The 24,525-nt window shown below is 63.1% G+C and carries 26 protein-coding genes and 2 pseudogenes; 18 read left to right on the plus strand and 10 right to left on the minus strand.

Annotated features, from left to right (window positions below; translation table 11 throughout):
• The 8 genes and pseudogenes from AB4Z46_RS23405 to AB4Z46_RS23440 all read left to right on the plus strand — a co-directional run bounded on the left by AB4Z46_RS23405 (window position 1) and on the right by AB4Z46_RS23440 (window position 4,968).
• A complete protein-coding gene (locus AB4Z46_RS23405) occupies window positions 1–153 on the plus strand; it encodes a transposase domain-containing protein (protein ID WP_442286052.1) in 153 nt (50 codons plus the stop codon).
• Window positions 150–1,463: a MerR family transcriptional regulator gene (locus AB4Z46_RS23410; protein WP_442285938.1), complete on the plus strand. Its 1,314-nt coding sequence runs from the start codon at window positions 150–152 to the stop codon at window positions 1,461–1,463. The genes AB4Z46_RS23405 and AB4Z46_RS23410 overlap by 4 nt, the downstream gene beginning before the upstream one ends.
• A 92-nt stretch (window positions 1,464–1,555) precedes the next feature.
• Window positions 1,556–2,074 carry an AAA family ATPase gene (locus tag AB4Z46_RS23415; protein WP_442285939.1) on the plus strand — a complete coding sequence of 173 codons (519 nt, stop codon included), beginning with the start codon at window positions 1,556–1,558 and terminating at the stop codon, window positions 2,072–2,074.
• 63 nt (window positions 2,075–2,137) lie between these two features.
• A pseudogene (locus AB4Z46_RS23420) lies at window positions 2,138–2,394 on the plus strand (IS66 family transposase); the annotation flags it as partial.
• Between the two features lie 142 nt (window positions 2,395–2,536).
• Window positions 2,537–2,896: a hypothetical protein gene (locus AB4Z46_RS23425; RefSeq protein WP_442285940.1), complete on the plus strand. Its 360-nt coding sequence runs from the start codon at window positions 2,537–2,539 to the stop codon at window positions 2,894–2,896.
• The gene (locus tag AB4Z46_RS23430) at window positions 2,887–3,375 is read left to right on the plus strand and encodes an alpha/beta hydrolase (RefSeq protein ID WP_442285941.1); all 489 of its coding nucleotides are present in this window, start codon (window positions 2,887–2,889) and stop codon (window positions 3,373–3,375) included. The genes AB4Z46_RS23425 and AB4Z46_RS23430 overlap by 10 nt, the downstream gene beginning before the upstream one ends.
• A 37-nt stretch (window positions 3,376–3,412) precedes the next feature.
• Window positions 3,413–3,688: a phosphopantetheine-binding protein gene (locus AB4Z46_RS23435; protein WP_442285942.1), complete on the plus strand. Its 276-nt coding sequence runs from the start codon at window positions 3,413–3,415 to the stop codon at window positions 3,686–3,688.
• A gap of 50 nt (window positions 3,689–3,738) precedes the next feature.
• Window positions 3,739–4,968, plus strand: coding sequence for a beta-ketoacyl-[acyl-carrier-protein] synthase family protein (locus AB4Z46_RS23440; protein ID WP_442285943.1), 1,230 nt, complete (start codon window positions 3,739–3,741; stop codon window positions 4,966–4,968).
• A 371-nt stretch (window positions 4,969–5,339) separates the two neighbouring features.
• Here the strand turns inward: AB4Z46_RS23440 and lnt are convergent, their stop codons facing one another.
• From lnt to AB4Z46_RS23455, 3 genes are all read right to left on the minus strand, one after another.
• Complete coding sequence (gene lnt / locus AB4Z46_RS23445; protein ID WP_442285944.1) at window positions 5,340–6,821, minus strand: apolipoprotein N-acyltransferase; 1,482 nt, start codon at window positions 6,819–6,821, stop codon at window positions 5,340–5,342.
• Between the two features lie 23 nt (window positions 6,822–6,844).
• Window positions 6,845–8,107 carry a sensor histidine kinase gene (locus AB4Z46_RS23450; RefSeq protein WP_442285945.1) on the minus strand — a complete coding sequence of 421 codons (1,263 nt, stop codon included), beginning with the start codon at window positions 8,105–8,107 and terminating at the stop codon, window positions 6,845–6,847.
• Window positions 8,108–8,226: 119 nt separating this feature from the next.
• Window positions 8,227–8,892 carry a response regulator transcription factor gene (locus AB4Z46_RS23455; protein WP_442285946.1) on the minus strand — a complete coding sequence of 222 codons (666 nt, stop codon included), beginning with the start codon at window positions 8,890–8,892 and terminating at the stop codon, window positions 8,227–8,229.
• 237 nt (window positions 8,893–9,129) lie between these two features.
• Here AB4Z46_RS23455 and AB4Z46_RS23460 point away from each other — a divergent pair, with 237 nt between their 5' ends.
• The 5 genes from AB4Z46_RS23460 to AB4Z46_RS23480 all read left to right on the plus strand — a co-directional run bounded on the left by AB4Z46_RS23460 (window position 9,130) and on the right by AB4Z46_RS23480 (window position 13,038).
• Window positions 9,130–9,738, plus strand: coding sequence for a DedA family protein (locus tag AB4Z46_RS23460; protein WP_442285947.1), 609 nt, complete (start codon window positions 9,130–9,132; stop codon window positions 9,736–9,738).
• Window positions 9,731–10,342 carry a class I SAM-dependent methyltransferase gene (locus AB4Z46_RS23465; protein WP_442285948.1) on the plus strand — a complete coding sequence of 204 codons (612 nt, stop codon included), beginning with the start codon at window positions 9,731–9,733 and terminating at the stop codon, window positions 10,340–10,342. Before AB4Z46_RS23460 ends, AB4Z46_RS23465 begins: the two co-directional genes overlap by 8 nt.
• 121 nt (window positions 10,343–10,463) lie before the next feature.
• Window positions 10,464–12,320 (plus strand): CocE/NonD family hydrolase, encoded by a 1,857-nt coding sequence (locus tag AB4Z46_RS23470; RefSeq protein WP_442285949.1) that lies wholly within the window; start codon window positions 10,464–10,466, stop codon window positions 12,318–12,320.
• A 110-nt stretch (window positions 12,321–12,430) separates the two neighbouring features.
• Window positions 12,431–12,712 carry a hypothetical protein gene (locus AB4Z46_RS23475; protein ID WP_442285950.1) on the plus strand — a complete coding sequence of 94 codons (282 nt, stop codon included), beginning with the start codon at window positions 12,431–12,433 and terminating at the stop codon, window positions 12,710–12,712.
• A gap of 14 nt (window positions 12,713–12,726) precedes the next feature.
• Window positions 12,727–13,038 carry a hypothetical protein gene (locus AB4Z46_RS23480; RefSeq protein WP_442285951.1) on the plus strand — a complete coding sequence of 104 codons (312 nt, stop codon included), beginning with the start codon at window positions 12,727–12,729 and terminating at the stop codon, window positions 13,036–13,038.
• 139 nt (window positions 13,039–13,177) lie between these two features.
• Here AB4Z46_RS23480 and AB4Z46_RS23485 read toward each other — a convergent pair whose 3' ends face one another.
• The 3 genes and pseudogenes from AB4Z46_RS23485 to AB4Z46_RS23495 all read right to left on the minus strand — a co-directional run bounded on the left by AB4Z46_RS23485 (window position 13,178) and on the right by AB4Z46_RS23495 (window position 14,266).
• Window positions 13,178–13,537 (minus strand): hypothetical protein, encoded by a 360-nt coding sequence (locus tag AB4Z46_RS23485; protein WP_442285952.1) that lies wholly within the window; start codon window positions 13,535–13,537, stop codon window positions 13,178–13,180.
• Between the two features lie 133 nt (window positions 13,538–13,670).
• A pseudogene (locus AB4Z46_RS23490) lies at window positions 13,671–13,868 on the minus strand (YidB family protein); the annotation flags it as partial.
• Between the two features lie 128 nt (window positions 13,869–13,996).
• Window positions 13,997–14,266 carry a GlsB/YeaQ/YmgE family stress response membrane protein gene (locus AB4Z46_RS23495; protein ID WP_442285953.1) on the minus strand — a complete coding sequence of 90 codons (270 nt, stop codon included), beginning with the start codon at window positions 14,264–14,266 and terminating at the stop codon, window positions 13,997–13,999.
• Between the two features lie 420 nt (window positions 14,267–14,686).
• Here AB4Z46_RS23495 and AB4Z46_RS23500 point away from each other — a divergent pair, with 420 nt between their 5' ends.
• From AB4Z46_RS23500 to AB4Z46_RS23515, 4 genes are all read left to right on the plus strand, one after another.
• Entirely contained in the window at window positions 14,687–15,613 is a 927-nt protein-coding gene (locus AB4Z46_RS23500; RefSeq protein WP_442285954.1) for a DUF3616 domain-containing protein, read from the plus strand.
• 505 nt (window positions 15,614–16,118) lie between these two features.
• Window positions 16,119–16,622, plus strand: coding sequence for a PAS domain S-box protein (locus AB4Z46_RS23505; RefSeq protein WP_442285955.1), 504 nt, complete (start codon window positions 16,119–16,121; stop codon window positions 16,620–16,622).
• 319 nt (window positions 16,623–16,941) lie between these two features.
• Window positions 16,942–17,319: a response regulator gene (locus tag AB4Z46_RS23510; RefSeq protein ID WP_442285956.1), complete on the plus strand. Its 378-nt coding sequence runs from the start codon at window positions 16,942–16,944 to the stop codon at window positions 17,317–17,319.
• 99 nt (window positions 17,320–17,418) lie between these two features.
• Complete coding sequence (locus tag AB4Z46_RS23515) at window positions 17,419–17,595, plus strand: DUF3606 domain-containing protein (RefSeq protein WP_442285957.1); 177 nt, start codon at window positions 17,419–17,421, stop codon at window positions 17,593–17,595.
• Window positions 17,596–18,250: 655 nt separating this feature from the next.
• On the opposite strand, the gene AB4Z46_RS23520 is transcribed toward AB4Z46_RS23515, so the two are convergent.
• The 3 genes from AB4Z46_RS23520 to AB4Z46_RS23530 all read right to left on the minus strand — a co-directional run bounded on the left by AB4Z46_RS23520 (window position 18,251) and on the right by AB4Z46_RS23530 (window position 22,970).
• Window positions 18,251–19,228: a ferritin-like domain-containing protein gene (locus AB4Z46_RS23520; RefSeq protein WP_442285958.1), complete on the minus strand. Its 978-nt coding sequence runs from the start codon at window positions 19,226–19,228 to the stop codon at window positions 18,251–18,253.
• Between the two features lie 513 nt (window positions 19,229–19,741).
• The gene (locus tag AB4Z46_RS23525) at window positions 19,742–20,476 is read right to left on the minus strand and encodes a Crp/Fnr family transcriptional regulator (RefSeq protein ID WP_442285959.1); all 735 of its coding nucleotides are present in this window, start codon (window positions 20,474–20,476) and stop codon (window positions 19,742–19,744) included.
• A gap of 1,240 nt (window positions 20,477–21,716) precedes the next feature.
• Window positions 21,717–22,970, minus strand: coding sequence for a DesA family fatty acid desaturase (locus AB4Z46_RS23530; RefSeq protein WP_442285960.1), 1,254 nt, complete (start codon window positions 22,968–22,970; stop codon window positions 21,717–21,719).
• 242 nt (window positions 22,971–23,212) lie between these two features.
• Between AB4Z46_RS23530 and AB4Z46_RS23535 the strand changes: the two genes are divergently transcribed.
• Entirely contained in the window at window positions 23,213–23,902 is a 690-nt protein-coding gene (locus AB4Z46_RS23535) for a Crp/Fnr family transcriptional regulator (RefSeq protein ID WP_442285961.1), read from the plus strand.
• 92 nt (window positions 23,903–23,994) lie between these two features.
• Here the strand turns inward: AB4Z46_RS23535 and AB4Z46_RS23540 are convergent, their stop codons facing one another.
• The gene (locus AB4Z46_RS23540) at window positions 23,995–24,441 is read right to left on the minus strand and encodes a hypothetical protein (RefSeq protein ID WP_442285962.1); all 447 of its coding nucleotides are present in this window, start codon (window positions 24,439–24,441) and stop codon (window positions 23,995–23,997) included.
• Window positions 24,442–24,525 lie beyond the last annotated feature (84 nt).

The raw sequence follows: 24,525 nt of genomic DNA on the forward strand, positions 1-24,525 counted from the left end.
TTGACTACTTCACCGAGTTGGCAGGGAATTCCGCGCGCGCGGATCTACCTCAAGGACGTGCTCGAGCGGTTGCCGCTGCACCCCAACCACCGCATTGACGAGTTGCTGCCGCATCGGTGGTATGCACCAGAGTCCGCAACGACAGCGCCATGAAAGACATCGAATCATCGATCGACGACGGTGAAACTGTCGATGAAGTCAACGGCCCCCGATCTCGGATCATCTGGCAAGGTGGGAAGACCAGGCGCTTGCGAAGGAGATGCACATATGCTGACCATTCTTTAGTGCTTGGGCATCAAGGTGGCTCGTTTCAGGCCCCATCGAATCATCAGAACAGGCTTGACCCTGACGTTACGTTAGGGTCTATCCTTCCAGAATGGAGGGTCGTTGAGATGTTGAAGATTGGGGCTCTTGCCAAACAGGCAGGGGTGACGGTGCGCACCTTGCACCACTACGAAGCGATCGGCCTTTTGTCGCCCTCCTCGAGATCGGCAAGTGGGTTCCGTCTGTACACCGAAAGCGACGTGATGCGCCTGCAGCAGATCCAGATGCTGAAGCAAATGGGATACGCACTGGCCGATATCCAGGCGCTGCTCCATGGCCCCGACGTATCGCCGATTGCCATGATTTCGGCCCAATTGCACGCACTGGAAGAGCAGTCGAATCGAATCAAGGCCCTGCGTGATCAGCTCCAGCGTCTGCAACACAAGCTAGCGGATGGCATCGATACGGAAATGACGGATTGGCTCCAGGCTCTGGAAATGATGATCATGCAGGAGGCCCGCCTTACTCCCGATGAATTGGCGGTGCTGAGGGTTGCGGAGGAAAAGAGATCCAACATGGGCGGCCGATGGCGTGCCTTGGTCGCCGAGGTTCGTACGGCCATGGATCACGATGCGCAGCCCGACGGCGTCTTGGCTCAGGACCTGGCCCGGAGATGGAAACAGCTGGCACATGAAGCCGTGGATGGCGATGCCAGATTGGTATCGAAACTCACGGCATTGCAGGCGGGGTCGCCCAGGGCGCAAGCCATCAATGGCATCACGACGGCGATGATGGACTGGATCGTAAGTGCCTTTGCTCACGCACGCACAGCCTTGTTGGCACCCTACCTGACGCCCGACGAGCTCGAAATCGTTCGGGAGCGACAGCTGGCGCACCTTCACGAATGGGCACCTTTGCTCGCCCAGGCTCGCCTCCACCTGCACGCTGGCACAGACCCGGCCAGCGATGGTGTTGCAGATCTCGCTACAAGGTGGCGCGCCTTGTTTCAAGCGTCCCACTTTGGTCAGAACAGACAACTAGAGCTCAAGGTCCGCGATGCGTTCGATCAAGAGCCCGACCTTCGGCTGGGTTTGGGCGTGGACCAAGCGCTGCTGACCTACATCAAAAGTATCCTGATGCACCACGGGCCGCAGCAGATGCTGCCACATGCGCCAGCGCCAGCATTCACCCTTCCCTAGTGCATGGCCGTGTTCTGACTCACTCTCATCTAGGCTCAGACTTGATGGGCCTTTCATGAAAACGATATCCAACAATCAATCTGAAGAAAAACATGAAGAATGCTCCCCGTTTGCACCTGGTATGTGGCCCCATTGGCGCAGGCAAGACCACCTATTCCAACCAATTGGCCGAGCAATCAGGCGGCATCGTGTTTTCCATCGACAGCTGGATGGCCACCTTGTTTCAGCCTGATCTGGGTTCGGAATTTGAATTCAAGGCGATGAACCCCGTGTGGTTTTCAGATCGCGTCGATCGCTGTGAATCCCTGATCTACACAACGGGTTCTCAGATCCTGGCGGCCGGTGGCGTGGTGATCCTTGACCTGGGCTACATCCGGAGAACACGCCGAGACGCGGCACGGGCCTATGCGTCCAGCACCGGCGTTGAGGCTCAATGGCACCACGTCACCGCCGAACAAGCTGTTCGCCAGCAACGCGTCGAACGGCGAAACCAACATCGTGGTCACACCTATGCCTTGGGGGTCACTCCAGAGATGTTTGCATTCGCAGAGAAGTTCTATGAAGCGCCTAGCGAGCCCGAACTGGCGTCAGCAAAGGTTGTTCGAACATAGCTCAGCACGGGCAAGACCGGGCCGCGCACGGGACGAGGACGTGGCCGAGAACTTTAACTACGCCGCGCGGGCCCGGCCATCCCGCGCTCTACGCTCGGTGCGTGGGTCTGAGCCTGCGGCCACCACTGGTGGACGCGCTCAAGGAAGCCATCCTCGCTCATCGCGTGCTGCATGCCGACGAGACGCCGGTAGCGATGCTCGAGTCCCGCACCGCCAAGACGCACCGCACCTACCTGTGGGCTTACACGCCCGGCGCCTTCGAAGCCATGAAGGCGGTGGACTACGAGTTCACCGACAGCCGGGCTGGCCAGCATGCTCAGTGCCGAAGAGGCATTAAAAAGTTCTTAAAGACTGCAACGCAGGATCGCGTCGTGGGCGCAAAAGTGTTCACCGCGCCCATCCCCTTGCCAGCCAGAGAACACCATGCCCCTGAACTCCTTACCTGCCACAGGAGCGCGTGCCGTGAACGCGAGAGATTCATTTGTCGGCCGCCCGGCCGTCCACTCGACGATCGGTGGAACCGCGGTGGTCCTGCTGCACGGCCTCTGCAGCACGCCCCGGGAACTGGGGCCGGTTGAAGCGGCGCTGCGCGCCCTGGACTGTTCTGTCCATTCGCTGTCGATCGAGGGCTACTCGTTCGAGGCCGACACCCGGCGCCGGTGCGCGGTGTGCTTCGTCGCATGGCTCGACGCGATCGAGCGCGAGGTCCAGCGGCTGCGCGCCACGCATGTCCGTGTGCTGTTGGTCGGCATCTCGGCCGGCGCATCGCTGGCGCTGGGGCCGCCATCCGTTGCGGCGACCGGATCGACGGCATGGTGCTGATGTCGACCACGCTGCGCATCGACGGTTGGGGAGCCTCACGCTGGCGCTTTCTTCTTCCACTCGCACTCCATACGCCGCTGGGCCATTTCTGGAGCTATCGCGAGCGCCCGCCCTTCGGCGTGAAGAACGAACGCGTGCGCACCTGGGTCGAGCGCGACATGCGCACGCGAAGGATCTCCAGCGCGGGCAGTTCGGTGATCGGGATCGAGCACCTGCGCCAACATGATCGCTTGATTCGCCACGTACGCGCACGACTCGACCTCGTGACCTGTCGCGAGGTCCTGGCGCTGCACGCCCGCGACGACGAGGTCGCGAGTATCGGCAACCTCGGCTTGCTGGCGCGCGGGCTTCGTCACACGGCGTTGCGTGCCGTCGTGCTGGGCAACAGCTATCACATGATCACCATCGACAACGACCGCGAGCAAGTGGTTCGCGAGGTGGTCGCGTTCGCCGCCGCACCGACCCAAGGCCGCGCATGACGGCGGCACGCACTCTCACTCTTCAAAGGAAGCCATCATGACATCCCACACCGTCGACACGATCGCCAAGATCCTGGTGACCCACTTTCGCGTCGATGCCGCGAAGATAGCGCCCGACGCCGAGTTGCTCGATCTCGGTCTTGATTCGCTCGACATCATGGATTTCGTGTTTTCCGTCGAGGATGCCTTCGGGCTTCGAATCCCTGACGAGGAGTTCGCTCGGCGCGGCGTCAACAACACGCTGCAGGAGCTTGGCGAGCTGATTGAGCAACTGGCGATCGCCTCGCGCGACGCCCCGGCGGACATCGCATGAGAGTGGGCCAGGTCCTGAGCCATGCGCGGGCAGCTCGGCATGGGGAGCCCGTGGCACGCGCGACCCCGGTGGCGGTGACCGGTGTCGGCTTCCTGACGCCGATCGGCCGCACTTTGCAGGCCATCGACGACGCACTCTTCGAGGGCCTCTCCATGGTTCGCACTCAAGTGCTGGAGATCGAGGGGCTCGACCCGGCGACGCTGGCCGTGGCCTCCTGCGATTTCGATGCGGCTGCTGTGCGAAGCGCATCGCGCCTGCCGCTCGACCGAGGGACCGCGATGGCACTGACCGTTGCACGCGAAGCGATGGGCCAGGCAGGCTTCGCATCGTCCGAACTCGACCCCGATCGTCTCGGCGTGTTCTGGGGCAGCGGCATCGGCGGTTGTGCCAGCTTCGACGCGGCAGCCTCAACCCTGTATGTCGACCACCGGCGAATCCGTCCGACCACTGTGCTGACCGTGATGCCGAATGCCGCCGTGGCGGAGATCGCGCTTCATTTCACGGCGCGCGGTTCTGCCATCGGCTATGCCTGCGCCTGCGCCTCGTCCACCGTGGCGATCGGGGAGGCCATGCACGCGATTCGCGGTGGCTTGCTGGACGTGGCGATCGTCGGCGGTCACGAGGCGATGCTGACGCCGGGTCTGATGGCGAGCTGGCACGCAATGCGGGTCCTTGCGCAGCCGCCGGCCGACGCACCTGCTACAGCCTGCCGTCCGTTTTCCATCGATCGAGCCGGATTCGCGCTCGGCGAAGGCGCGGCCGCGCTGGTGCTCGAGTCCGAGTCCCATGCGCGTTCGCGCGGTGCAGCGGTGTCCACGGTGCTTGCAGGCTACGCCACCAACTGCGATGCCAGCCACATCACCATTCCAAATCCCGAAGGCCAGGCCCGCGCCATGCGCGCCGCCCTGCGGGACGCGGGACTCGAGCCCAGGCAGGTGGGCCACATCAACGCGCATGGCACGGCGACCCAGGCGGGCGACGCGGCCGAGGCGAGCTCGATTCATGCGGTGTTCGGCAACACGGTGCCGGTCAGCGCAACAAAGGCGATCCATGGGCATCTGATGGGCGGCGGCGGTGCCGTGGAACTGATCCTTGCCCTGCGCGCGCTCGAACGGCAGGCACTGCCGCCCACGGCGAACCTGGTCTCTCCCGACCCGGCCTTCGACCTCGACTTCATCCGGGGCACGGCGCGCGAAGCGAAAGGCTTGCGCTACGCGTTGTCCAACTCCTTCGCATTCGGCGGAACCAATGCCGTGCTGGTGGCCGGGCTCGTGGGATGAGCCGGTGAAGCCCTTGCGCATGAAGAGGAGCCCTGCCCTGGCTCCGTCTGCCTGCCTGATGGCGACCTCGATCGCGGGTATGCAGAGACCTCTTCAAGCCTCCAAGGGAGGAACCTGCTGATGCGAGAGATTCCTGCGCCGACCATGCCCTTTGCAGAACTCGGCAATCTGGCCAGTGCGCCGCGCGCCCAACGTGAACAGTTGAAGTCTCAACAGACGCCGGGCGATTCCGGGAATGGACGCACACGGGAGCTCGGCGACACTCGACCCTCACGCCGGCGCCTTCGACAGCTGCTGCGACTACTTGATCCTTCATGACCTGGCCTCGCGACAGTGCCGGAGGACTTGATGTCTGGATGCCGATCGGAACTTCACGTTGCTCGGCGTTGCCTCGCCGGCACGAGCAGCAGCACGACGGCGATCGCGAAGAGGGGCCAGAGGCCGACACGCCGCGCCCACCACGCATACGGCGTCAGTCCCTGCCGCCCCTGAACCGTCGCTTCAAGCTGGCCCCGCACATGAGCAGGAAGCGAATGCCGGACCGTTCCGTGATGGTCGATGACCACGGTCGCGCCAGTGTTCGTTGCGCGCAGCATCGGCCGCTCGAATTCCAGTGAGCGCATCCGTGCGATCTGCAAATCCTGTTGCACGGCCTCCGACTCTCCGAACCACGCGATGTTGCTGACATTGACAAGCAGCGTCGGTTCATCCGCGTCGTCGGCGAAGCGGAGCGCCAGTTCCTCACCGAACAGAATCTCGTAGCAGATGGTCGGCGCGAGGCGCTCGCCTCGAACGATGAAGGCGGGCTGACGCACGGGTCCGGCGCTGAGCTCGCCCAGCGGGAGCTTCATCAGGCGCGTGAACCAGCCCAGCGCGACCGGAACGAACTCGCCGAACGGCACGAGATGATGCTTGTCGTAGCGGTAGCGCGCCCGTCCGGGCGCCAGGGCGAGGACCGAGTTGGCGTAGCCGACGCCACCGTCTCCCGGCGACAGCATGCCGAACATCGCGTGCGTGGCGCCGGCTGAAAATCGCGCTTCCATCGCGGTCCAGAAATCGACGGGCAGTTCGCCGGGCAGGTACGGGATGGCGGTTTCTGGCGCGATCACGAGATCCGTGCTGGCGGCCGAAAGCGCCTCCATGTGCCACGCGAGTGCACCACGCTGCCGGTCGGCGGCGAACTTCTCGTTCTGGGCAACGTTGCCTTGAAGCAGGGTCACACTCAACGCGCCGGTCGCTCGTGTGAAGCCCACATTTCCCATCAGCGCGAGCCCGGCGAGGATGACCGCCACGGCAGCCGCGCCACGCCAGCGGCATTGCGGCTGCTGGAGTGAGAAGACGCTCCAGGCCGCGAGCGTTGCCGCCGCGGCGCCAATGCCGTACACACCCACCCAGGGCGCGAGCGCGGCGAGCGGGCTGTCCACGTGGGCGTAGCCGGAGGCCAGCCAGGGAAAGCCCGTGAAGATCAAGCCCCGGGCGAGTTCCGCAAGCGACCAGACGGCGCCGAATCGCAGCGCGTCGTGCAGAGGCACCGCGGTTCGACAGCGCACGAACAGCACCAGCGCGCCGGCCAGGTAGATCGACAGCACGGCACCGAGCGCAACGACCGCCGCGCCCGCCATCCAGGCCGGCAGGCCGGCGTAGTGGTGCATGCCGATGTACAGCCACCAGACGCCGCTCCACAGCCAGGCCGAACCGTAGGCCGCACCGAGCAGCGCTGCGCGGCGCGCACCGGCCCGCGCGGCGCGCCAGGCGAGCAGCCCGCAGCAGACAAGCTGCAGGAACCACGCACCGGTGTGCACGAAGGTCGCCGATTGCAGCGCGCCGGCCGCGCCGACCAGCAGCAGTTCCAATGCGAGTGGCAACGGTCGCGGCGTCAGCCCTGCACCAGGGCGGCGGCCGGGTCCAGCCATTCGGGAAAGCGAACGCAAATCGAGAGTCCGCGACCGTGGAGTCCCTCGCCCACCTCGATACGGGCCTCGTGCAACTGAGCGATGCGCCACACCAGCGAAAGACCGATACCGCTGCCCGGCTGGCCGCTGCCCGCAACGCGGTAGAAGCGCTCGAAGATGCGATCGCGCAGGGGCGGAGGAACGCCAGGCCCGTCGTCGGTGACCCGAAGGCACACTCCGCGCGCCCCCGCAATGCGCTCGAGCCGGCAGGAGATGGCGATCTGCCCGCCTTCGCCGCTGAAGCGCAGTGCGTTGTCGACGAGATTGCGCAACAGAATGCCGAGCTCGTCAACATCGCCCCAGATCATGCAGGGCTCGATGTCCAGCGACAGCTGTTGATTCCTGTGGCGCGCGAGGCCCTGGAAATCACGCACCACGATTTCCACCAGTCGCGACAGTTCGAGTGGCACGTGCCGCGCCGTGTCGGCAGCGGCATCGAGCCGTGCCAGCTCCAGCAACTGCTCCGACAGTCGCGCCGTGCGATCCACGCCGGTCGCCAGCAGCGCCAGCGCTGCGTTCTTTTCCTCGATGCCTTCGGCCCGTTGCGCAACGAAGGCCTGCGCAGAGAGCGCCGCGAGCGGCGTGCGCAGTTCGTGCGCCGCATCGGCGATGAAACGACGCTCGCCCTCGACGGCTCGATGCAATCTCTCGAGCAGGCGATTGAAGGACTCGACGAGTGAACGCATTTCTTCGGGCAGCCCCCGGATCGGCAGCGGCGAGAAGTCGAGCGCCTCCTTTTCCTGGACGGCGACGCGCACCGCGGTGACCGGCCGGAACGACCAGCGGATGACGAACCAGATCGTCGCGCTCAGCGGGACAAGCATCGCCAGCGTATTGAGCAGGCTGAAGCTGACACCGGTCCACACGTCCTGCCGCCATTGGGCGAGCGGCCGACTGACTTGCACCTGGATGCGGTGACCCGCATCCGAGACGGCATAGACGCGGGAATAGGCGCCATTGACCTGCTCGCGCGAATAGCCATCCGTGAAGCTCGCCCTGATCGGCGCAAGGGGCGCATCCGGGGACCGGATCACGTTGCGGCCATTGACCCAGACCTGAAAGACCTCGCCGCTTTTGCGATATGACGCAGGGGCGGCGACGGCAGGCGCTGCCGGCGGCACGGCCGACAGCAACCCGACATTCTCCGGCAGCGAGAAAAGCACCAGCTCCGCCGTCTCCTTCAGCATGGTGTCGACGAAGCCGGACTGGTCGCGCCACATCCACCAGGACATGAACACGCCCCAGCCGCACCAGAACAGCAGGATCGAAGCCATCAGCGCCATCAGAAGGCGTGTGCGCAGCGACCTCATGGGTGCGCCTCGCCGATGCGGTAGCCGAATCCGTGGACCGTCGCGATCAGTTCTTCGCCGAGTTTGCGGCGCAGCTGATGGATGTAGACGGCGATCGTGTTGCTTTCGATCGTTCCAGTGTCGCCGTAGACCAGTTCTTCGAGCTGGTCGCGGGTGACGACCCGCCTCTGGCGCTCCATCAGGGCCAACAGCGTGCGGTATTCGTGCGTGCTGAGCACCACCGGCTCGTTCTCGCGCGTGACCACGCGCCGGCCGGGGTCCAAGGTCACGCTTCCGACCCGCAGCACTTCCGTCACACGGCCTTGGCTGCGCCGCGCCAGCGCACGCAGCCGCGCGTAGAGCTCGTCGAGCTGGAACGGCTTGACCAGGTAATCGTCGGCGCCGGCGTCCAGCCCGCGCACGCGGTCGCTGAGCTGATCGCGCGCTGTGACGATCAATACCGGCGTGCTGTCGTAGCGGGTGCGCAGGGTCTGCAGCACGGACAAGCCCGAGGCGCCCGGCAGGTGCAGGTCGAGCAGGACCGCCGTGTAGTGATGATCGACCAGCGCCAGTCGTGCCGCTGCCGCGTCGGCGGCGCAATCGACGCTCCAGCCGTTCTGGCGCAGGCCTGCGCTCACTGCCTGCGCCAGCATCGCGTCGTCTTCAACCAAAAGAATATGCATCGTGGCTCGCTCATTCATCGAAATGGATGCCCGCGAGGATGCCTCGAGGGAATTAAAAAGTTCTTAAAGGCTGCAACGCAGGATCGCGCCGTGGGCGCAGAAGCGCTCACGGCGCCCATCCACTTGCCAGCCAGAGAACACCATGACACCGAACTCCCCACCTGCATCGACCCGGCACGCCTCTCCCAGCCGCAACCGCCTCCGATAGGGCGATCGACCATGGATCCTATTGGAACGATGATGGCGCAGGTCGCCTCGCACGGTTTGCTGGGCCTGGTCGGCTTGACGCTGTTCGAGCGTCTCGTCCCGATCATCCCGGCTCACGGACTGTCGGTCGCGATCGGCATCGCCTGCGCGCAGGGACACTGGTCGATGCCGGAGGCGGTGGCCACGACCGCCATGGCCAGCTTGACGGGTTGCATCCTCATCTATGCGGTCGGAACCGTCGTCGGCGGGCGGCGTTCGCTGGGAGGGCTGCGGCGCCTTTCGATGCTGCTGCCCGTCCCTGCCGTGCGACTGGAKCGGTTGAAGGCCCACTGCCGCGCTCACGAGATGGCGTTCGCGCTCTCGTCTCAACTGCTGCCGGTGGCACGTGAACTCGCGCCCGCCGTGGCAGGGATGCTGCGCGCCGAGCCGCTGGCCTTTGTCGCCGGCTCCGCGGCGGGCATCCTGCTCTGGAATGCGCTGTTCATCAGCGCCGGTCGGATCGCAGCGCAGTGGAGCGGCACCGGCAATGCCTCATGGATTGCATTCGGCACCCTGGTTGGACTGCTGCTCGTGGAGATGGCTGGGTTCGCGGCGTGGCGTCGCCTGGCCCGGCCACAACACCCCGCAGGTCATGACTGATCCGATCATGTCCGCAAGAGGAAGCATCCGCACGTCGGTCGCCGAGAAGGCCATGTTCCTGCGCTCGTGGCTGCGCGATCCCCGCCTGGTCGGCGCGGTGGCACCGTCCGGCCGCTCGCTGGCAGCGCTGATCACGTCGGACATCCAGTCGGCGGACGACCCCATCATCGAACTCGGGCCGGGAACAGGCGTCTTCACCGAGGCCCTGCTCGCGCGCGGCGTCCCCAGGAAACGCCTGGTGCTGGTCGAAGCCGACCGCGCCTTCGCCTATTCGCTGGGGAGGCGCTTCCCGGGCGTCCGGGTGCTGCACATGGATGCTGCGCACCTGGGGCAGACCGGCGTCTTCTTCGGTGGCGAAAGGGCTAGCGCCGTCGTCAGTGGCATTCCGCTGCTGGCCATGCCGGTCGAGAAGGCGCTGGCGATTCTGAGAGGGGCGTTCCTGCGCCATCTGCGTGCGGATGGCGCGCTCTATCAATTCACCTACCTCCCGCGTTGCCCGGTACCGCACGCGCTGCTGGAACGCGCGGGGCTGCATGCCGTGCGTATCGGCGTCGCCGTCGCCAACCTCCCCCCGGCATTCGTGTACCGATTCCAGCGCATGTGACGGACTTGAATGCGCTGTCCCGCCGTCTCCGCGAGACGGCTCCCCCGCTGACCTTCCCATGGAGACAAATCGAATGATGAAACCTGGCCAAAGACCGCGCTGGCAACTTGCGGCGTGCCTCGTGACCATTGCCGCGACCTTGACCGCCTGCGGTGGCGGCAGTTCCTCCCTTCCACTGAACCTGCCGCCGCCAGCGAACGGCCCTGTCACGGGTGGAGGCACGTCCGTTCCACCGGACATTCAGCCGCCCAGCGACGTCCCCGTCGACGACGGACCCGTCAAGAAATGGGGGTACATCGAACTGCCCGACGGAAACAAGATGCGCTATTCGGTGTTGCTGCCCCGGTCGACGGGAAGCTTCCCGGTGCTGATCGAATACGACGGCTATGGCTCGGGCTTTTCTCCCGACATCGGAAAACCATGGGTTGCCGAAGGCTACGCGGTGATGGGACTGAACGTTCCGGGGACCGGCTGTTCCACTGGCGACGACCAAGTGATCGATGCCTCGGTCGGTGCCGCGGGCGCATATGCGGTCGAGTGGGCGGGCAAGCAGCCCTGGTCGAACGGCAGGATCGGCATGGTCGGCTACTCCTACGCGGGCTTCACCCAGCTGTGGGTCGCCGCGCGGCAACCCGCCGGATTGCTGGCCATATCGCCCGGCAAGAGCGTCGCTGATATCTACCGCGACGTCGGCTATCCGGGCGGCATCCAGAACGTCGGCTTTCCGTCGCTCTGGTGGGGCAACTTCCCGATCCTCTGGAACCTTGTGGGCCAGAAAGCGAAGGAAGTGGACGGCGACACCGAGTGCGAGAGAACCGTCGCCGACAGCATCGCGAAGGTCCGGCAGCCCCAGCTCGACTGGAACAAATGGCTCAACGAGAACCCGCACTATGACGCGTTGTATGCCAAGCGCAGCGCGATGTTCGTCACGAACCGGATCAACATCCCCACGCTGGGCACGCAGGCCTGGCAGGACGAGGAAGTCGGTACGCGCATGGGCCACTACGAGGACACCGTCGACCCGGAGAAGCTCTGGTTCATGAGTTCCAACGGCGACCACCACACGAGCGCCAACTCGGACTACATGTTTGACGTGATGAAGCGCTTCTACGCCCGCTTCGTCAAGGGCGAAGACAACGGCTTTGAGCGCGAGCCGCACGTGCGCCTTCTGCAGGAACTGCAGATCAACAAGGGGCCCGGCGACAAGCTGGCACTGGTTCCGACCAGCGTCGCCGAGTTCGATCGCCTGCCGGTCCATGTCACGCCCATGCGCTTGTGGCTGCAGGCAGGTGGCGGCCTGAGCGACGCGGCACCGACGGCCGTCTCGGCTTCGTCCAGCTATGAATACCCCGTGCGCAGCCCGGCCGTCAACAACCCTCAATCCGAGGGATGGGAAGACGTGAATGCCCCGGAGGGACACCTGAGCTTCACGACAGGTGCCTTGCCGCAAGACCTGAGCTTCTATGGCGAAGGCTCGGCCGATCTGTGGCTGAGCGCGACGGCTGCCGATACCGATCTGCAAGTCACAGTGTCGGAGGTGCGATCCGACGGCATGGAGATGTATGTGCAGCGCGGCTGGCTACGGGCCTCAAAACGACAACTGGACCTCGGCAGGTCCACGGCGCTGCGGCCCTGGGGCGACTTCACGGAGGCAGCGGTGAAGCCGATGAAACCTGGCGAGCCCACGCAGGTTCGCCTGGCACTGCAGAAGTTCGCCCACGTCTTTCGTGCGGGATCGAGCATCCGAGTCACCATCGATACGCCCTCCCAGACCGGATACTGGGCGTTCGGAATCGCGGATGCGCCTTCCATCAACACCGTCTGGCATGACAAGCTCCGACTCTCCAGCATCGTGTTGGGATATTTGCCCTATGCGCATGCGAAGGACTTGCCCGGTTGCTTGACGACTCAGCGACAACCATGCCGAAAGAACCTGACGCCTGTGCCGGCGGGCAGCGGACCCATCGCTCCGACTTGAAGGTTCTGTTCTGCCGCACCGGCCGCCTCGGCGGGGATTTTCGCTGCGGGGGAAGACCCGTGGACGAGGCGGCAAGGCGTTGTCTGTCAGACATTCAGGAAGGAGGACTCGTGTCCACGAATCAGGAATGGGTCGAACATATCCAAGCGCTGGCGCGCGAGGAGCCTTTCCCCAATTCATCTCCGAGAGGCATCCAAGCACCGGCCAATCGCTCGCGAGCGGCGGCAGTGCAGTCTAGAGTGCCGATTTTGGCCGTGCATGTGGAAGACCAGCTTTCCCTTTTTCAGCCCATCATGACGATCGCCGACGGGTTCCCAGGTGCCGTTGTCCCAGACGATCACGGTGCCGGCGCCGTACTATTGGGGCGGGATGGTGACCTCGAAACCGCGTGACTGGAGGACTCGATATGAAGATTACTTCCGTTAACAAAAAGGGCACGAACAACGTGCACGATGTGTCGTTCAATGTTGATGGCCCTATTGATCGCGATGCATTGCTTTCGGTGAATGTTGACGGCTTCAGTGTGAAGGCGGATGGACAGTGTCTTCGCGTCCAATCCGACGGGGAGCATGTGGTCAACGAAGATACCGTCCGCGCGGTGAATGAAGCGCTTGAAACTGCGGTGGCTAGCAAGGCACAGAAGGATGAGCAAATCGCCGCGGATCATGAGCGCATGCTGGCCTCGGTTCAGGCCAATACGGGGCTCAAGAGAGAGTAGACCTCCGATCTCTCCGATGAAGACTCAGCATCGATTGCTGTTCCTGGTCTGATCCGTGGCGCACTGCGCCCTGGCGACCCTACGCCAGCGACTACGCAGATCGCCGCGAGCCGCCATCTACGTCAACTGCCAGTGGGAGCTACGAGGCCCCTGACTTGGACAAATGCGGCAGCCCATTTTTCGGCGGAGGACTTCGGTCCGAACCCCCGTCTGACCCGTCGCTGTCTTGGGCAGCTTGCTCAAGGGATTCATTCACCTCATCGAGCAGTTCTGCCGACTTCGTCAGCCGCTTCTCAAGTTCGCCCGCGTGCTCGACCGCGCGGTCCACGAGCTCCGTTTGCTCCGTTTGGGTGTCTTGAACGATCTCCTCCTTGAGGACCGCCTGCACGACCAAAAGATTGTCGGCCACCTTCTTGACTTCCGCGGTGGCATCTCTGTTCTTGCCTAGCGCTTCCACGATCGTTGAAGATGCTGTTTCAGGCTGTGTGGCTTCGTCCATTCTTCGCTCCTAAATTGGGCCTATGACGGCCGCGGCCGGCTCCGGCAGTGGAATTCGAATGCTACGGCACAAGCCGTCGCGCCGCCAGTCGAACATCCTCGCCATGTACCGATCCGCCGCCCCGCAACCGCCGCTACGTGAGCCGGCGCAGATAGTCGTCCTCGCTCGCCGAGAGCTGGTCGCCTTCGAACATGCTGCCGCCGGGCGTGAAATGGTCGACCACATCCGGCAACAGTTCCGACAGCCCCCTGCGCGCCTCGTCGTCGCCGATCCCCGCCTGCTGCGCGATGCGGTGCAACTGGGCGTGGCCGAAGACCTCGTCGATGGCTTGTGCACTGGCAGCAGCGCCATCAGCACCGGGCTCATGCCGCCGCCGCGCCGCTGGGCGTCACGGTCGCCGAGCGCGTTGCCGGCCAGGCCGCCGAGGATCTGGGTAAGCAGTCCCATGACGATCTCCCCTCAGCGGACGCGCCCGCGGCGCACCAGGTTGACTATCGCCAGCAGGATCACCGCGCCGATGAGCGAGGCCAGCAAGCCCCGGATGCTGAAGTCGTTCTGGTTGACCGTCGCGGCCCCGAGCAGCGGCGCCACGAGYCAGCCGCCGAGCAGCGATCCGACAATGCCGACGATCACGTTGAGGACCATGCCTTGCTGAGCATCGGTTCTCATGATCATGCTGGCGACCCAGCCGATCAGTCCGCCCACGACGAGCCAGATGATGAGATTCATGGTGCGCTCCTTGGTTGAGGTGGACGCAGCGTCGTGCGGCGAGCACTGCGCGCCTATAGGACAACGCCTCCAAATGCGAGAGGCCAAACACAGCGGGTCCTAGTCAGGATGCGGCGGCGATGCATGTCCAGGCAAGCCGCCGCCTCGGTAAGGGCGGCACGGAGGCTACTGCCAGTTCGAGCGCAGCGGCACCATCCACAACTGCGAAAGGAAGCACGCTGCAAGTCAAACGGACAGTCGCCAATTTCGAGGCGCTCGACCCCGGCCGGCCCGGGCGTTCCATCAAGTTGTCCTCGGGCTGTGGTGCTAACGACGCCTCGTGCCAATTAGACGCAATCGTGACATTGTGATCCGAAGCCATCGCAACTTCGGTTCGACGGCTATGTTGATGAACCATGTGCATGGGCACACAATCTGTGGGTGGCACTGAGAACACCCCCCTCTTTCCAAGCTCTCACCGGTATCTACGAGCCTTCGGCGATCCAGCAACTGCCGGACGGGCGCTTCCTGGTAGTCGAGGATGAAAAGAGCCACCCATTCAGTTCGATCACGATCGGCGCCGACGGGACGGTCGAGAGCACCGAACTCAAGCTGGGATTGCTGCTGCAGATCTTCAGTGACTTCGGGAAGCTCGATGATCTCGAGGGGCTGGCTATGGACCAGGCAGGATTCGTCTACGCCATCACCTCGCATTCTCGAGATGAAGGGGGCCACGAAAAACGGTCGCGGGAGCGCCTGGTTCGGTTCCGGGTTGAGGGGGATCGGGTTGTGGAGCCCAAGGTCGTCGATGGATTGAAGCGCGCCCTGACGTCGCAGCATCCTCTATTGGCTTCGGCAGCCGAGATCCTGGATGTCAAGGACGCTGGCGGCCTCAACATCGAAGCATTGGAAATCACTCCGGATCAGCAACGACTGCTGGTAGGCTTTCGTAGCCCACTGCATGATGGCCGCGCAATCATTGCGAGCGTCGACAATCCGGCTGGCATCTTCGAGGCGAGCGAGGCACCTCGGGTGTCGGCTGAACTGTCCGAGCTGGATCTCGGCGGGCATGGAATTCGTGGGATGTCTTTCCTCCCCTCCATCGGTGAGTATCTGGTCATCAGTGGGCCAGTGTCACGCGAGGCCTGCGAATTCGCGCTCTGGCTCTGGAACGGTCAGCAGCAAAGCCTGGTCCGCAGCGTAACGGTTCCAGGATTGGAGTCGCTCGCACGCGCCGAAGGAGTGAGCCCAGCCGACATCGAAGGAAGGGCGGGAATCATCATCGTCAGCGATGACGGAAACCGCAAGGCGAAGCGCTCTTCCAGTTATCTGCTGCTGGACCTTGATCAATTGCAGATTGCGCGATGAATCGAGTTGGCAACCCGCCTTCATCCAGTGACGCCAGGCCCCCACAGTGATGAATTCGGAAGCGATGGGCGTACAGGCAGACCTCGACGAACTCTTCGAGCTGCGTGACCGCCCAACGGAGCCTTTTGGCCTTCCACACAGCAAGAACCAGCCAACGCTGGCAGCCATGCCGATCGAAGCAGGGGCTTTCATGACGCCGAACTGTCGGCGGTACTACTCATTCCATCCCCGCCGGCGGTGAGCGTAGGGGTCGCGCGGGCTTGGAAGTGCGTGTCACGTAGGACAGTGCTATCCCCGGCTGTCGGACGCGATAGCGCCTGCGCCATTTCGGGCCCGCGGACTATTGCAATAGGGTTTTTCCTTGGAGTATCGTCGACAAGCCGAGGATGATGGTGAGGCAGCCCCTCTCCTTGCATCATTCGAATGGCGCACGAATGTCGTGGTCGACGCAGATCTCGACGATGCCCCCCAGCTACCACGCCCATGTTTACAGAGGAGGCTGACCATGAATGACGCCAAGGCACCCGGAGTCAGGATCTCTCCCGCTCCTATCAAGTTTCAGGGCTCGAGCAACATAGACGAGATCTACCGGAGCGCTGAAGAATTTCGCGTTCTGTTCGACCTTTGCCCGATCGCGACATACTTGATTGACGCTGACGGAGTCATCGTCAAGTTCAATGACCTCGCGGCAAGGCTATGGGGCAGAGAACCGGTGCTAGGTGACACCGACGAGAAATTCTGCGGTTCCCATCAGATGTTTCTCCTTGATGGCACGCCGCTGCCGCACGCCGAATGCCCGATGGCACAAGTGGTGAGCGGTGCAGTCGCATCGGTAACCGACGCCCCGGTAGTGATCGAGAGCGCCGATGGTTCTCGAGTGACGGTGATCGTCAACATACGGCCGCTTCGAGGTACACGAGGCGAGATCGTGGGCGCGATCAACTGCTTCTATGAAAAGGATCACCCGATCACTATCCCGACGTTTGGGAAATCCCAGTCGCCTAGCTGAAGGCTCAACTTCTCCTATCGATAGCCGGGCCGCCTACTCGCCCCACTAGCTCGTCGCGCGCCAGCGGATCATCTGACTGCGGTGACCGTGTCGTGAACCGCGCCGGAGCGCCCTGAGCGTCGAATCGAGCGTTGCCGCCAGCCGCGTCGGCGCACCCCGCGTCGAGGACCGTCTGCGCCGCGTGTTCGTAGCGATCCTTGAAGAAGGGCCTGTTCGAGCTCGCGTAACCGTCGCTCCCCTCCTACTTCGAAGCAGCCTGGGCGCTCACTGGCCTTTTTCCTCTGCCCGCTAGGCTGAAACCATGCAATCGGAATCTGACATGTCCATCTCCGTTTTCCTCGTTGAGGACAACCGGGAGGTTCGCGAGAATTTGATCCCTGCCCTCGCGGATCTTGGCTCGGCGAGCGTCATGGCTACGGCAGAATCTGAAGACGAAGCCATCGACTGGCTGGCAAAGCACAAGGGGCAATGGGACCTCGCTGTAGTCGATTTCTTCCTGAAGCAAGGCACCGGCCTCGGCGTTGTCCAGTGGTGCAACGGACGGAAAGACGACCAGCGCGTGGTCGGGCTCACCAACTATGCGACGGAAGCTACACGCATCGCTTTCAAGGATGCAGGTGCGGACCGCGTGTTCGACAAGTCCACTGAACTCGAGGAATTCTTCGAGTACTGCCTCAGTCGGCATCGCAATCTCTGAATCGGATTTGTTCTAACTGGAGCCGCTTTGCCTCTGCCGTCGCGAGGGTCCGGTTCGCGTCGTCGAAATGGAGGGAACCCTTCACACAAGGAGGCTGACATGTCAGGCTACCCAAGGAAGTCCGGCTTGGACCGGAAACTGATCTCTCTATGCGGGCCGCACGAGGCCCGAGGCTGGGCCGAAGCTTTCGGCATCAGCGAAACGCAACTCCGGGCGGCGGTTGCTGCGGTGGGCTACTCAGCGGAGAAGGTGCGCGAGTACCTGCGAAAAAGATGACCCCCGATGAAATGGCGACCTCGCGCCTGCTGTCCATGAGTCACTCCATGGCGCCCGCGCCCGCGCTGCCTCTCGCGCGCGCTCGTCGCGCCACAGATCATCCGTCTGATGTTGGCCCGACTGGGCGGAAACGCAGCGTCACGGCTTTTGGCCAGGCTGCTGTGGAGTGCTCGGATTGCCTTGGCCGGGCTGTTGCTTTCCGGGGTTGGTTTGCTGTTGCTGCCCTGGGCTGCTTGGCTGATTACCCGGTTGATTCGGCGTGTTCTGTCCTGGTTGGTTGGCCATGTGATTACCTCGTGAGTATTCGGAGCAAAGACGCTCCGGAACTCAAACTAGGCAAACACTCGTGATGAATCCGTAGGCACGCAATCTGTCCCTGCGTAGGACTTCTTCTGACAAGGGGCCGGATTGCCGTCAAGATGTCGTGGAACCCGGCGGCGCGGTGAATCCACATTGCAACAGCGCGACTGACCGCAAAAGCTACGCGGACCTGCTCGAGTAGACCAGGCCGACGCGTCGCCAATCGAGCGCTTCTCAAGTTTTTTGTAGAAGATCCGGATGCGGCGCTCTCGGAGTTGCCAACCCGCGCTGGTTTGCTGGCCTGGGTGAACCAAAAAGAGCCGCTCTAGTGCGGCTCTGACAGAAGACGGAAACTTCAGGCCCGCTCGCGGGCCGAGTTGCGCAGATCGCGGATCTGATCGTGATTGCGCTGCGCGCCTTGCGACTGACGTTCGATCAAGCTGCGAACATCTGCTGGCAAGTTTTTCTTGAGCGCTTTGCGATAGTGTGCCAAGGCAGTGTCTTCGCCACGTTCGCATTCCTCGAGCATCGACAGCTCGCTGTTGACGCCGATGGCCGCTTTGATGCTGACCCATCCGCGGTGCATCGTCGCGCTGGTTGTGCCGCCCTTGACGGGCGTTCCGCCGTAGCGTGAAATCAGTTGCACCAATTCGTCGGCGGCCCGGCGGCAGTCCACAGCCCGACTGTTGAACACCTGCTTGACAGCGGAGGCCTCAACTTTTTCGGCACAGTCGCGAAAGCCATACTCTCCATCTCGCGACGTTTCGAGCAAGTCGTTCAAGACATCGACCACTTCATCGTTGGACATAGCTTCGCCGGAGACCGCTTCAACGTTGGCTGGCGCGCTCTCGACACCGTAGTAGGTCTGGTCAGCGTGGTCCCAGGCCGCACGTGTTGCGTTGCGAGCCTGCATCCAATCAAGGCTCGAGTTGCCGCGGCGTGTCTCCCACTCCGAGGCCAGCGCGGGCTCGACTGAATTGAAATCCGCCTCGCGGGTGGCCCGGCTGGACCACCCCAATTCGTACGCCGGGCGATAGTCGTCGTAACTCCGCCCCGGCTCGAAATATGACTCGCGCTCGTAGGTCTTGCGCCAGTAGGCGTCCTCGGCCGTCGGATTCACCCTTTCCGCAACCGCTTTGCCACCGAGCCCGCCCGCCACGGCGCCGGCGACCAAGCCAACCGCCGCCCCCACGGGTCCTGCCATCGCACCGGCAGCAGCGCCTGCGACAGCGCCGCCGGCGGCGCCCAGCCCGGTCCCCACCGGATGTGCACCAGGAGTGCCGCTGATGGGATCGCGATTCGATTCTTCCAGGTTCAAACTATTCTTGTCCATGGTGGACTCCTTGAAGTTGCCCTTGAAAAGGGAGGCGGAAGGTAAATCTGGGAAGACGGACTGCATCCCAGGGTCGTGAACCTCATGCTCCCGATTGCAATCGACGCCCAATGTCGTCCGCTTGAAGCGGCTGCTGTAGGGCGAAGCCTTGGCCCAGCGTGTCCTGACGCCCTGGGACCGCTGCACTCAAAAGAAGGCCCAGCGCGTTTGCGCACGCTGGGCCAAGATTTCGTTGCGCGTGGAGGAGGAGGCAGCGCAACGAACGGCCGGAACCAAGCGGCCCGGCGTGGATACCTGGCGGGCTGCCGCCAATGGAGGATTGGCCACACAGGCAACTCCCTACAAGAGGCGGCGGCAGCCCGAGGAGATATTTGACACGCTCCGAAGAACGAATCTGTCAGACGAGACCGCGTCCGCGACCGCTAGCTTCCAGCCTGATTCCCGTCCCACTTGCCAGGCCAAACCCAGGGGGCGCCTGGCATCGCGAACACCCAATCGCATTTGGCCGATCAATCAGACCGCGATCTCGTGCGGCAACAGGCGATCGGTCTCACGCTTCACCACCGCGTAGCATTCGCACACGTGCCGTTCGAGGCCCGGGCGGTCCACCACAGTGATGTGCCCGCGGGAGTATTTGATGAGGTTCAGCTTCTGCAGCTTGCCGGCCGCCTCGGTCACGCCTTCTCGCCGCACGCCGAGCATGTTGGCAATGAGTTCCTGTGTCATCGTCAGCTCATTGCCCGGCAGCCTGTCGAGACTCAACAAGAGCCAGCGACACAACTGCTGCTCCAGCGAATGGTGGCGGTTGCAGACCGCCGTCTGCGACATTTGCGTGATAAGCGCCTGCGTGTAGCGCAGCAAAAGATGGAGCAAGGGGCCCCCGTTCTCGACCAACTGTTTGATGTGGCCCGCGCTCAGGCGAAACGCATGGCCTGCGCTTTGCACGACGGCGCGATTCGGCGTACTGCCACCCCCCATGAGCAGCGACACGCCAACCATGCCCTCGAAGCCCACCACCGCGATCTCGGCGGACTGCCCGTTCTCTAGCACATACAACAGCGAGACGATGGAATCGGTCGGGAAGTACACGTGGTGCTGGGCCGCGCCCGATTCGTACAGTACATCGCCCAGCATGAGCGTGACGAGTTCGAGAAACGGCGTCAAACTTGCCCGCACCTCTGTGGGCATCATCTCCAAGAGGTCGTTGTGCGCCGCAGCAGAACTCGGCGACGTAGCGGTCGATGACATGAGCCAGCCTTCGAAACACACGTCATTTTGTTGCGAAAAGGCACGGTGCGCCATCGCACCAACCGAGCCATGGTCTTTCGTGGCCGCCTGTATGCGGCCCCACACGCCGCAGGCGGATCTTCGGTGCGACGGTGTCGATTCCGGCCCTCAACGCAGGGAGGAACCATGGCCAGTTGCATCACCCGTCCGAGCGTGCTGCCGAAGCCCTTGCGCGCGCCTACCTGAACGGCCGCTCTCTCTTCCGCCCGCCCTGCACGGCGCCGTCGTGTGGGTGGCCACGGCGCGACTTCACCAATGGCAGGAGACCAGTGCTCGACGAAACTGGCGCACCAGGGAGCGAAGGATCGACCACGAGAACGTGAAGACTCCTTCTACTCGGGAAAAAGGCAGGACATTCTGGGTGAACGCGCTTGCATCAACACGCCATGGACGCGCTCTTCGATGAGTCCAGCGATCTCAAAGAGTTCTTCGGTACTCGATGTCCACTGCGCTGGAGATCAGACGCGACAGTCCCAGAACTTGTTGATCTCGTGCATCGGCAATGGCTTCCGTGTGGGCATACGTCACCTCGCCTTGAGATCTGCATCGGGGGGCTTCCCACCGCTATCGGGCGACAGCACACGCGTCGCCGCCTGGTGCGCGTGCAACGCAGAGTGCACGTGTCCTACGCCTGTCGGAGTCGTAGTCCTAGCGAAGGGCAAGCGCACCCGGCCTAATGTTTCAACGTACAGTCAACAGGAGATCATCATGGGCAAGTACGTAATCGGCTGGGTTCTCGGTATTCCAGTGTTCGTTTTGGTCATCGCCTACTTCTTTTTCCATTGACGATTGTCGCGACCGGGTTCGACCGGCGCCGTCGACGCAAGGTCAGCCTGCGCCGGTGGCGCAAACCTTTTTAGAACCCGTTTTAGCCAAGGAGATCAGCGATGCCCATGCAACTACTAATGCGGCTCTGTTGCACTCAACTTCCAAAGACCATCGATGACGCCAACGAGATAAAGAAATGCGAGGTGCTACGCGCTGCCAAGCTGATAGAGGCAGATATCCCTCCCGTCATCCATCATCATGGGCGCATCACGTACTCAGGGCAAGCCACGGTAATGTGCGTAACGGAAAGAGGAAGGGCCGCATCGGAAATGCGAACCCACGCGCCGGACACCTCCGCTAGCTACTTTCCTCGCCCGATGAAAACGAATGCGCCGGAAAACCACGGATAAGCTTGCCGAAGAAGCGAAACAAGCTAGGCGCGACGCGCTTGAGGCAGCGCAGGGATACGCCCACGAAGGCAAGCAGATTCGCTCATTTCTCCCGTCGGTGAGTCATAGCGGCGCAGCGTTCGAGCAAATTCGCGCAGTGCGCCGACGCCGCTTTGCTCAGCGCGCCGGCACCAGTCCTCCAACTGCTTCACCAACTGCTCCTTCGAGGCGGGGGATCGACCCCACAGGCCAATGAGTTCTTGCCGCATCGAGTAGATGGTGCTCAGCACCGTGCTGGAATGCAGCGCCTGGTCCAGGACGGCACGTTCCTTTTCCGGCAATCCCTTCGCGTCCCTTTGCAGCAAGTACTTGACCGGATCCAGCGCTCTGGCGTCGGCCGAGCTCGGGGTCGTGTTGAAACGCAGGCTGAGGAGTTCCTCCACGGCTGTCGCGCGCAGGAATCTGGCGAACTTGGCCAGCACCTCGTACCGGTGGGTGATGACGGCCTGCAGGGTCCCCGCATCGCAACGAGTCTTGGATGCGTTGTAGCGAATCCTGGGTGCCACATTGCGCACCTTGGCCAGGTGGATCATTTCAAGAATGCGGATGTACATCCAGCCGATGTCGAACTCCCACCACTTGCTGGCCAGCCTGGCGGAGGTGACATAGGCATGGTGGTTGTTGTGAAGTTCTTCGCCGCCGATCAGGATGCCCCACGGCACGACATTGCTGGAGCTGTCATTCGGCGCGAAATTGCGATACCCCCAGTAGTGACCGACGCCGTTGATGACACCGGCGGCGAAAAACGGAATCCAAAGCATCTGCACCGCCCACATGCTGAGCCCGATCGGGCCGAACAGGGTGACGTCGATCACCAGCATGACGCCAATCCCGAGCCGGGTGTGTCTCGCGTACAGGTTGCGCTCAATCCAGTCGTCGGGGGTACCACGGCCGTACCTTTCGAGCGTTTCGGCGTTCCTGGATTCCAGCCGATAGAGCTCGGTGCCCTCGAACAGCACCTTCCTGATGCCATGGATCTGCGGGCTGTGGGGGTCTTTGGACGTTTCGCAGTGGGCGTGGTGCTTGCGATGAATCGCCGCCCACTCCCTCGTCACCATCCCGGTGGTGAGCCACAGCCAGAAACGGAAGCAGTGGCTCGCGATGGGATGCAGTTCCAGTGCCCGATGGGCCTGATGTCGATGAAGAAAGATGGTGACCGCGGCGATGGTGACGTGGGTCAAGCCCAGCGTGACCAGCACAAGACCCCACCAGGGCAGATCGAGCAGGCTAAGTTGCATCACAAGGTCCACGGCAGAACGGCGCGCCGACGTCCGATGATTTCGGACATGGTCACAAAGTCCCTGTCCGCAATCCTAGTCAGGCCAGGGCCGCCGTCTGTCCGCTGGCGCACATACAAGGCGATATCAGTCGCCTATGCTCCTCGCAAGCACTTTAGAAAAGCGCGAACACCTGCGTGCAACCGCAATGCGGTCATCCCGATCTTCCGTCCCCCAGGGTGGCGGCAATATTGGAGATCCCAATGGCCACCGTCGAGAACCACCTCATCGAACTGCTTCCGCGTGATGATCGCCTGCGCCTGCTGGCACTCTGCGAGCCGATCCAGCTGGTGCTGGCCGAAGTCCTCTGCGAGCCCGGCGAGCCGACCCGGCATGTCTACTTCCCGATCGAAGGCTTCATCTCGCTGGTGGCGCGGACTGCCAGCCATCCGGGGCTCGAGGTGGGCATGGTGGGCCGTGAAGGGATGCTGGGCGCACACCTGGCCCTGGACGTGGTCACTGCGCCCTTGCACGCGCTGGTGCAAGGCCCCGGAGCCGCATGGCGCATGGCCACCGCTGACTTCCGGCTCGAACTTGCGCGCAGTTCGGCGCTGCGGCAAAGCCTGAACCGCTACATCTATGTCCTGATGTCCCAACTGGCCGCTTCGGCCGCGTGCCTGCGCTTTCATCTGATCGGTCCGCGCCTGGCGCGGTGGCTACTCATGAGCCAGGACCGTGCGCACTCCGACAGCTTCCGCGTGACGCACGAGTTTCTTGCCCTCATGCTCGGTGTGCGCCGGGTCGGCATCACGACGGCCGCCAGTGCCTTGCAGCGCAGCGGGCTGATCGAATACCACCGCGGTGATCTGACGGTGCTTGACCGCAGCGGACTCGAGTCGATGGCGTGCGGCTGCTATGCCGTCGACCGCGAGGCCTACGCGGAGCTGCTGTGAGAAGTGTGTCGTTGGCAATGATCGCGCTTGTCATCAGTGCCTGAACGGAGCATGCTCATATGCTCATTCACGCCGCTATCGGCCATGAATACCTACGTCGCCCGCTTCAATGTCGAGACGGCGTTGAACCCACGGTACTCCATTTTGGCGTCCAGAGAACCGTCCGGTTGGAGGCGGTAGGTGTAAACAGCCGGGCCGTCCCTCAGTGCAATCGAGAACGTCAGCATGCCGGGTTCCACTTTCGCCGTCGCGCGGTGGTAAAGCGACCTGAAGCGACTGTGGTCGCCTTGCGAGTACACGACTGTGGCTTCCTTGCCGCCAATCCGCTCGACGACTAGCAATGTTTCCTGCTGCTGTCCCCCCGCAAGCCCCCGCCATTTCCCAGACCACTTGCCTGAAAGAGCTCGAACGTCAGCAGGCACCGCCGAGTCTGGGGCAACGATTGCCAGGTCAGCTGGCAAAGGCGCAGTTGACGGCCCGCTCGCACATCCGATAGTGAGGATGGAAGCGACTGTGGTCATTGACACGAGGCGATTCATCACTTCTCTCCAGGCTTGTTGGAAGGCCACATCCTATGCATTGCAAGAGAAATGCTCTACATGGTCATATCACTAAGAATGAGG

This window comes from Variovorax sp. M-6 (assembly GCF_052114385.1).
In the GTDB taxonomy this organism is placed as follows: domain Bacteria; phylum Pseudomonadota; class Gammaproteobacteria; order Burkholderiales; family Burkholderiaceae_C; genus Variovorax.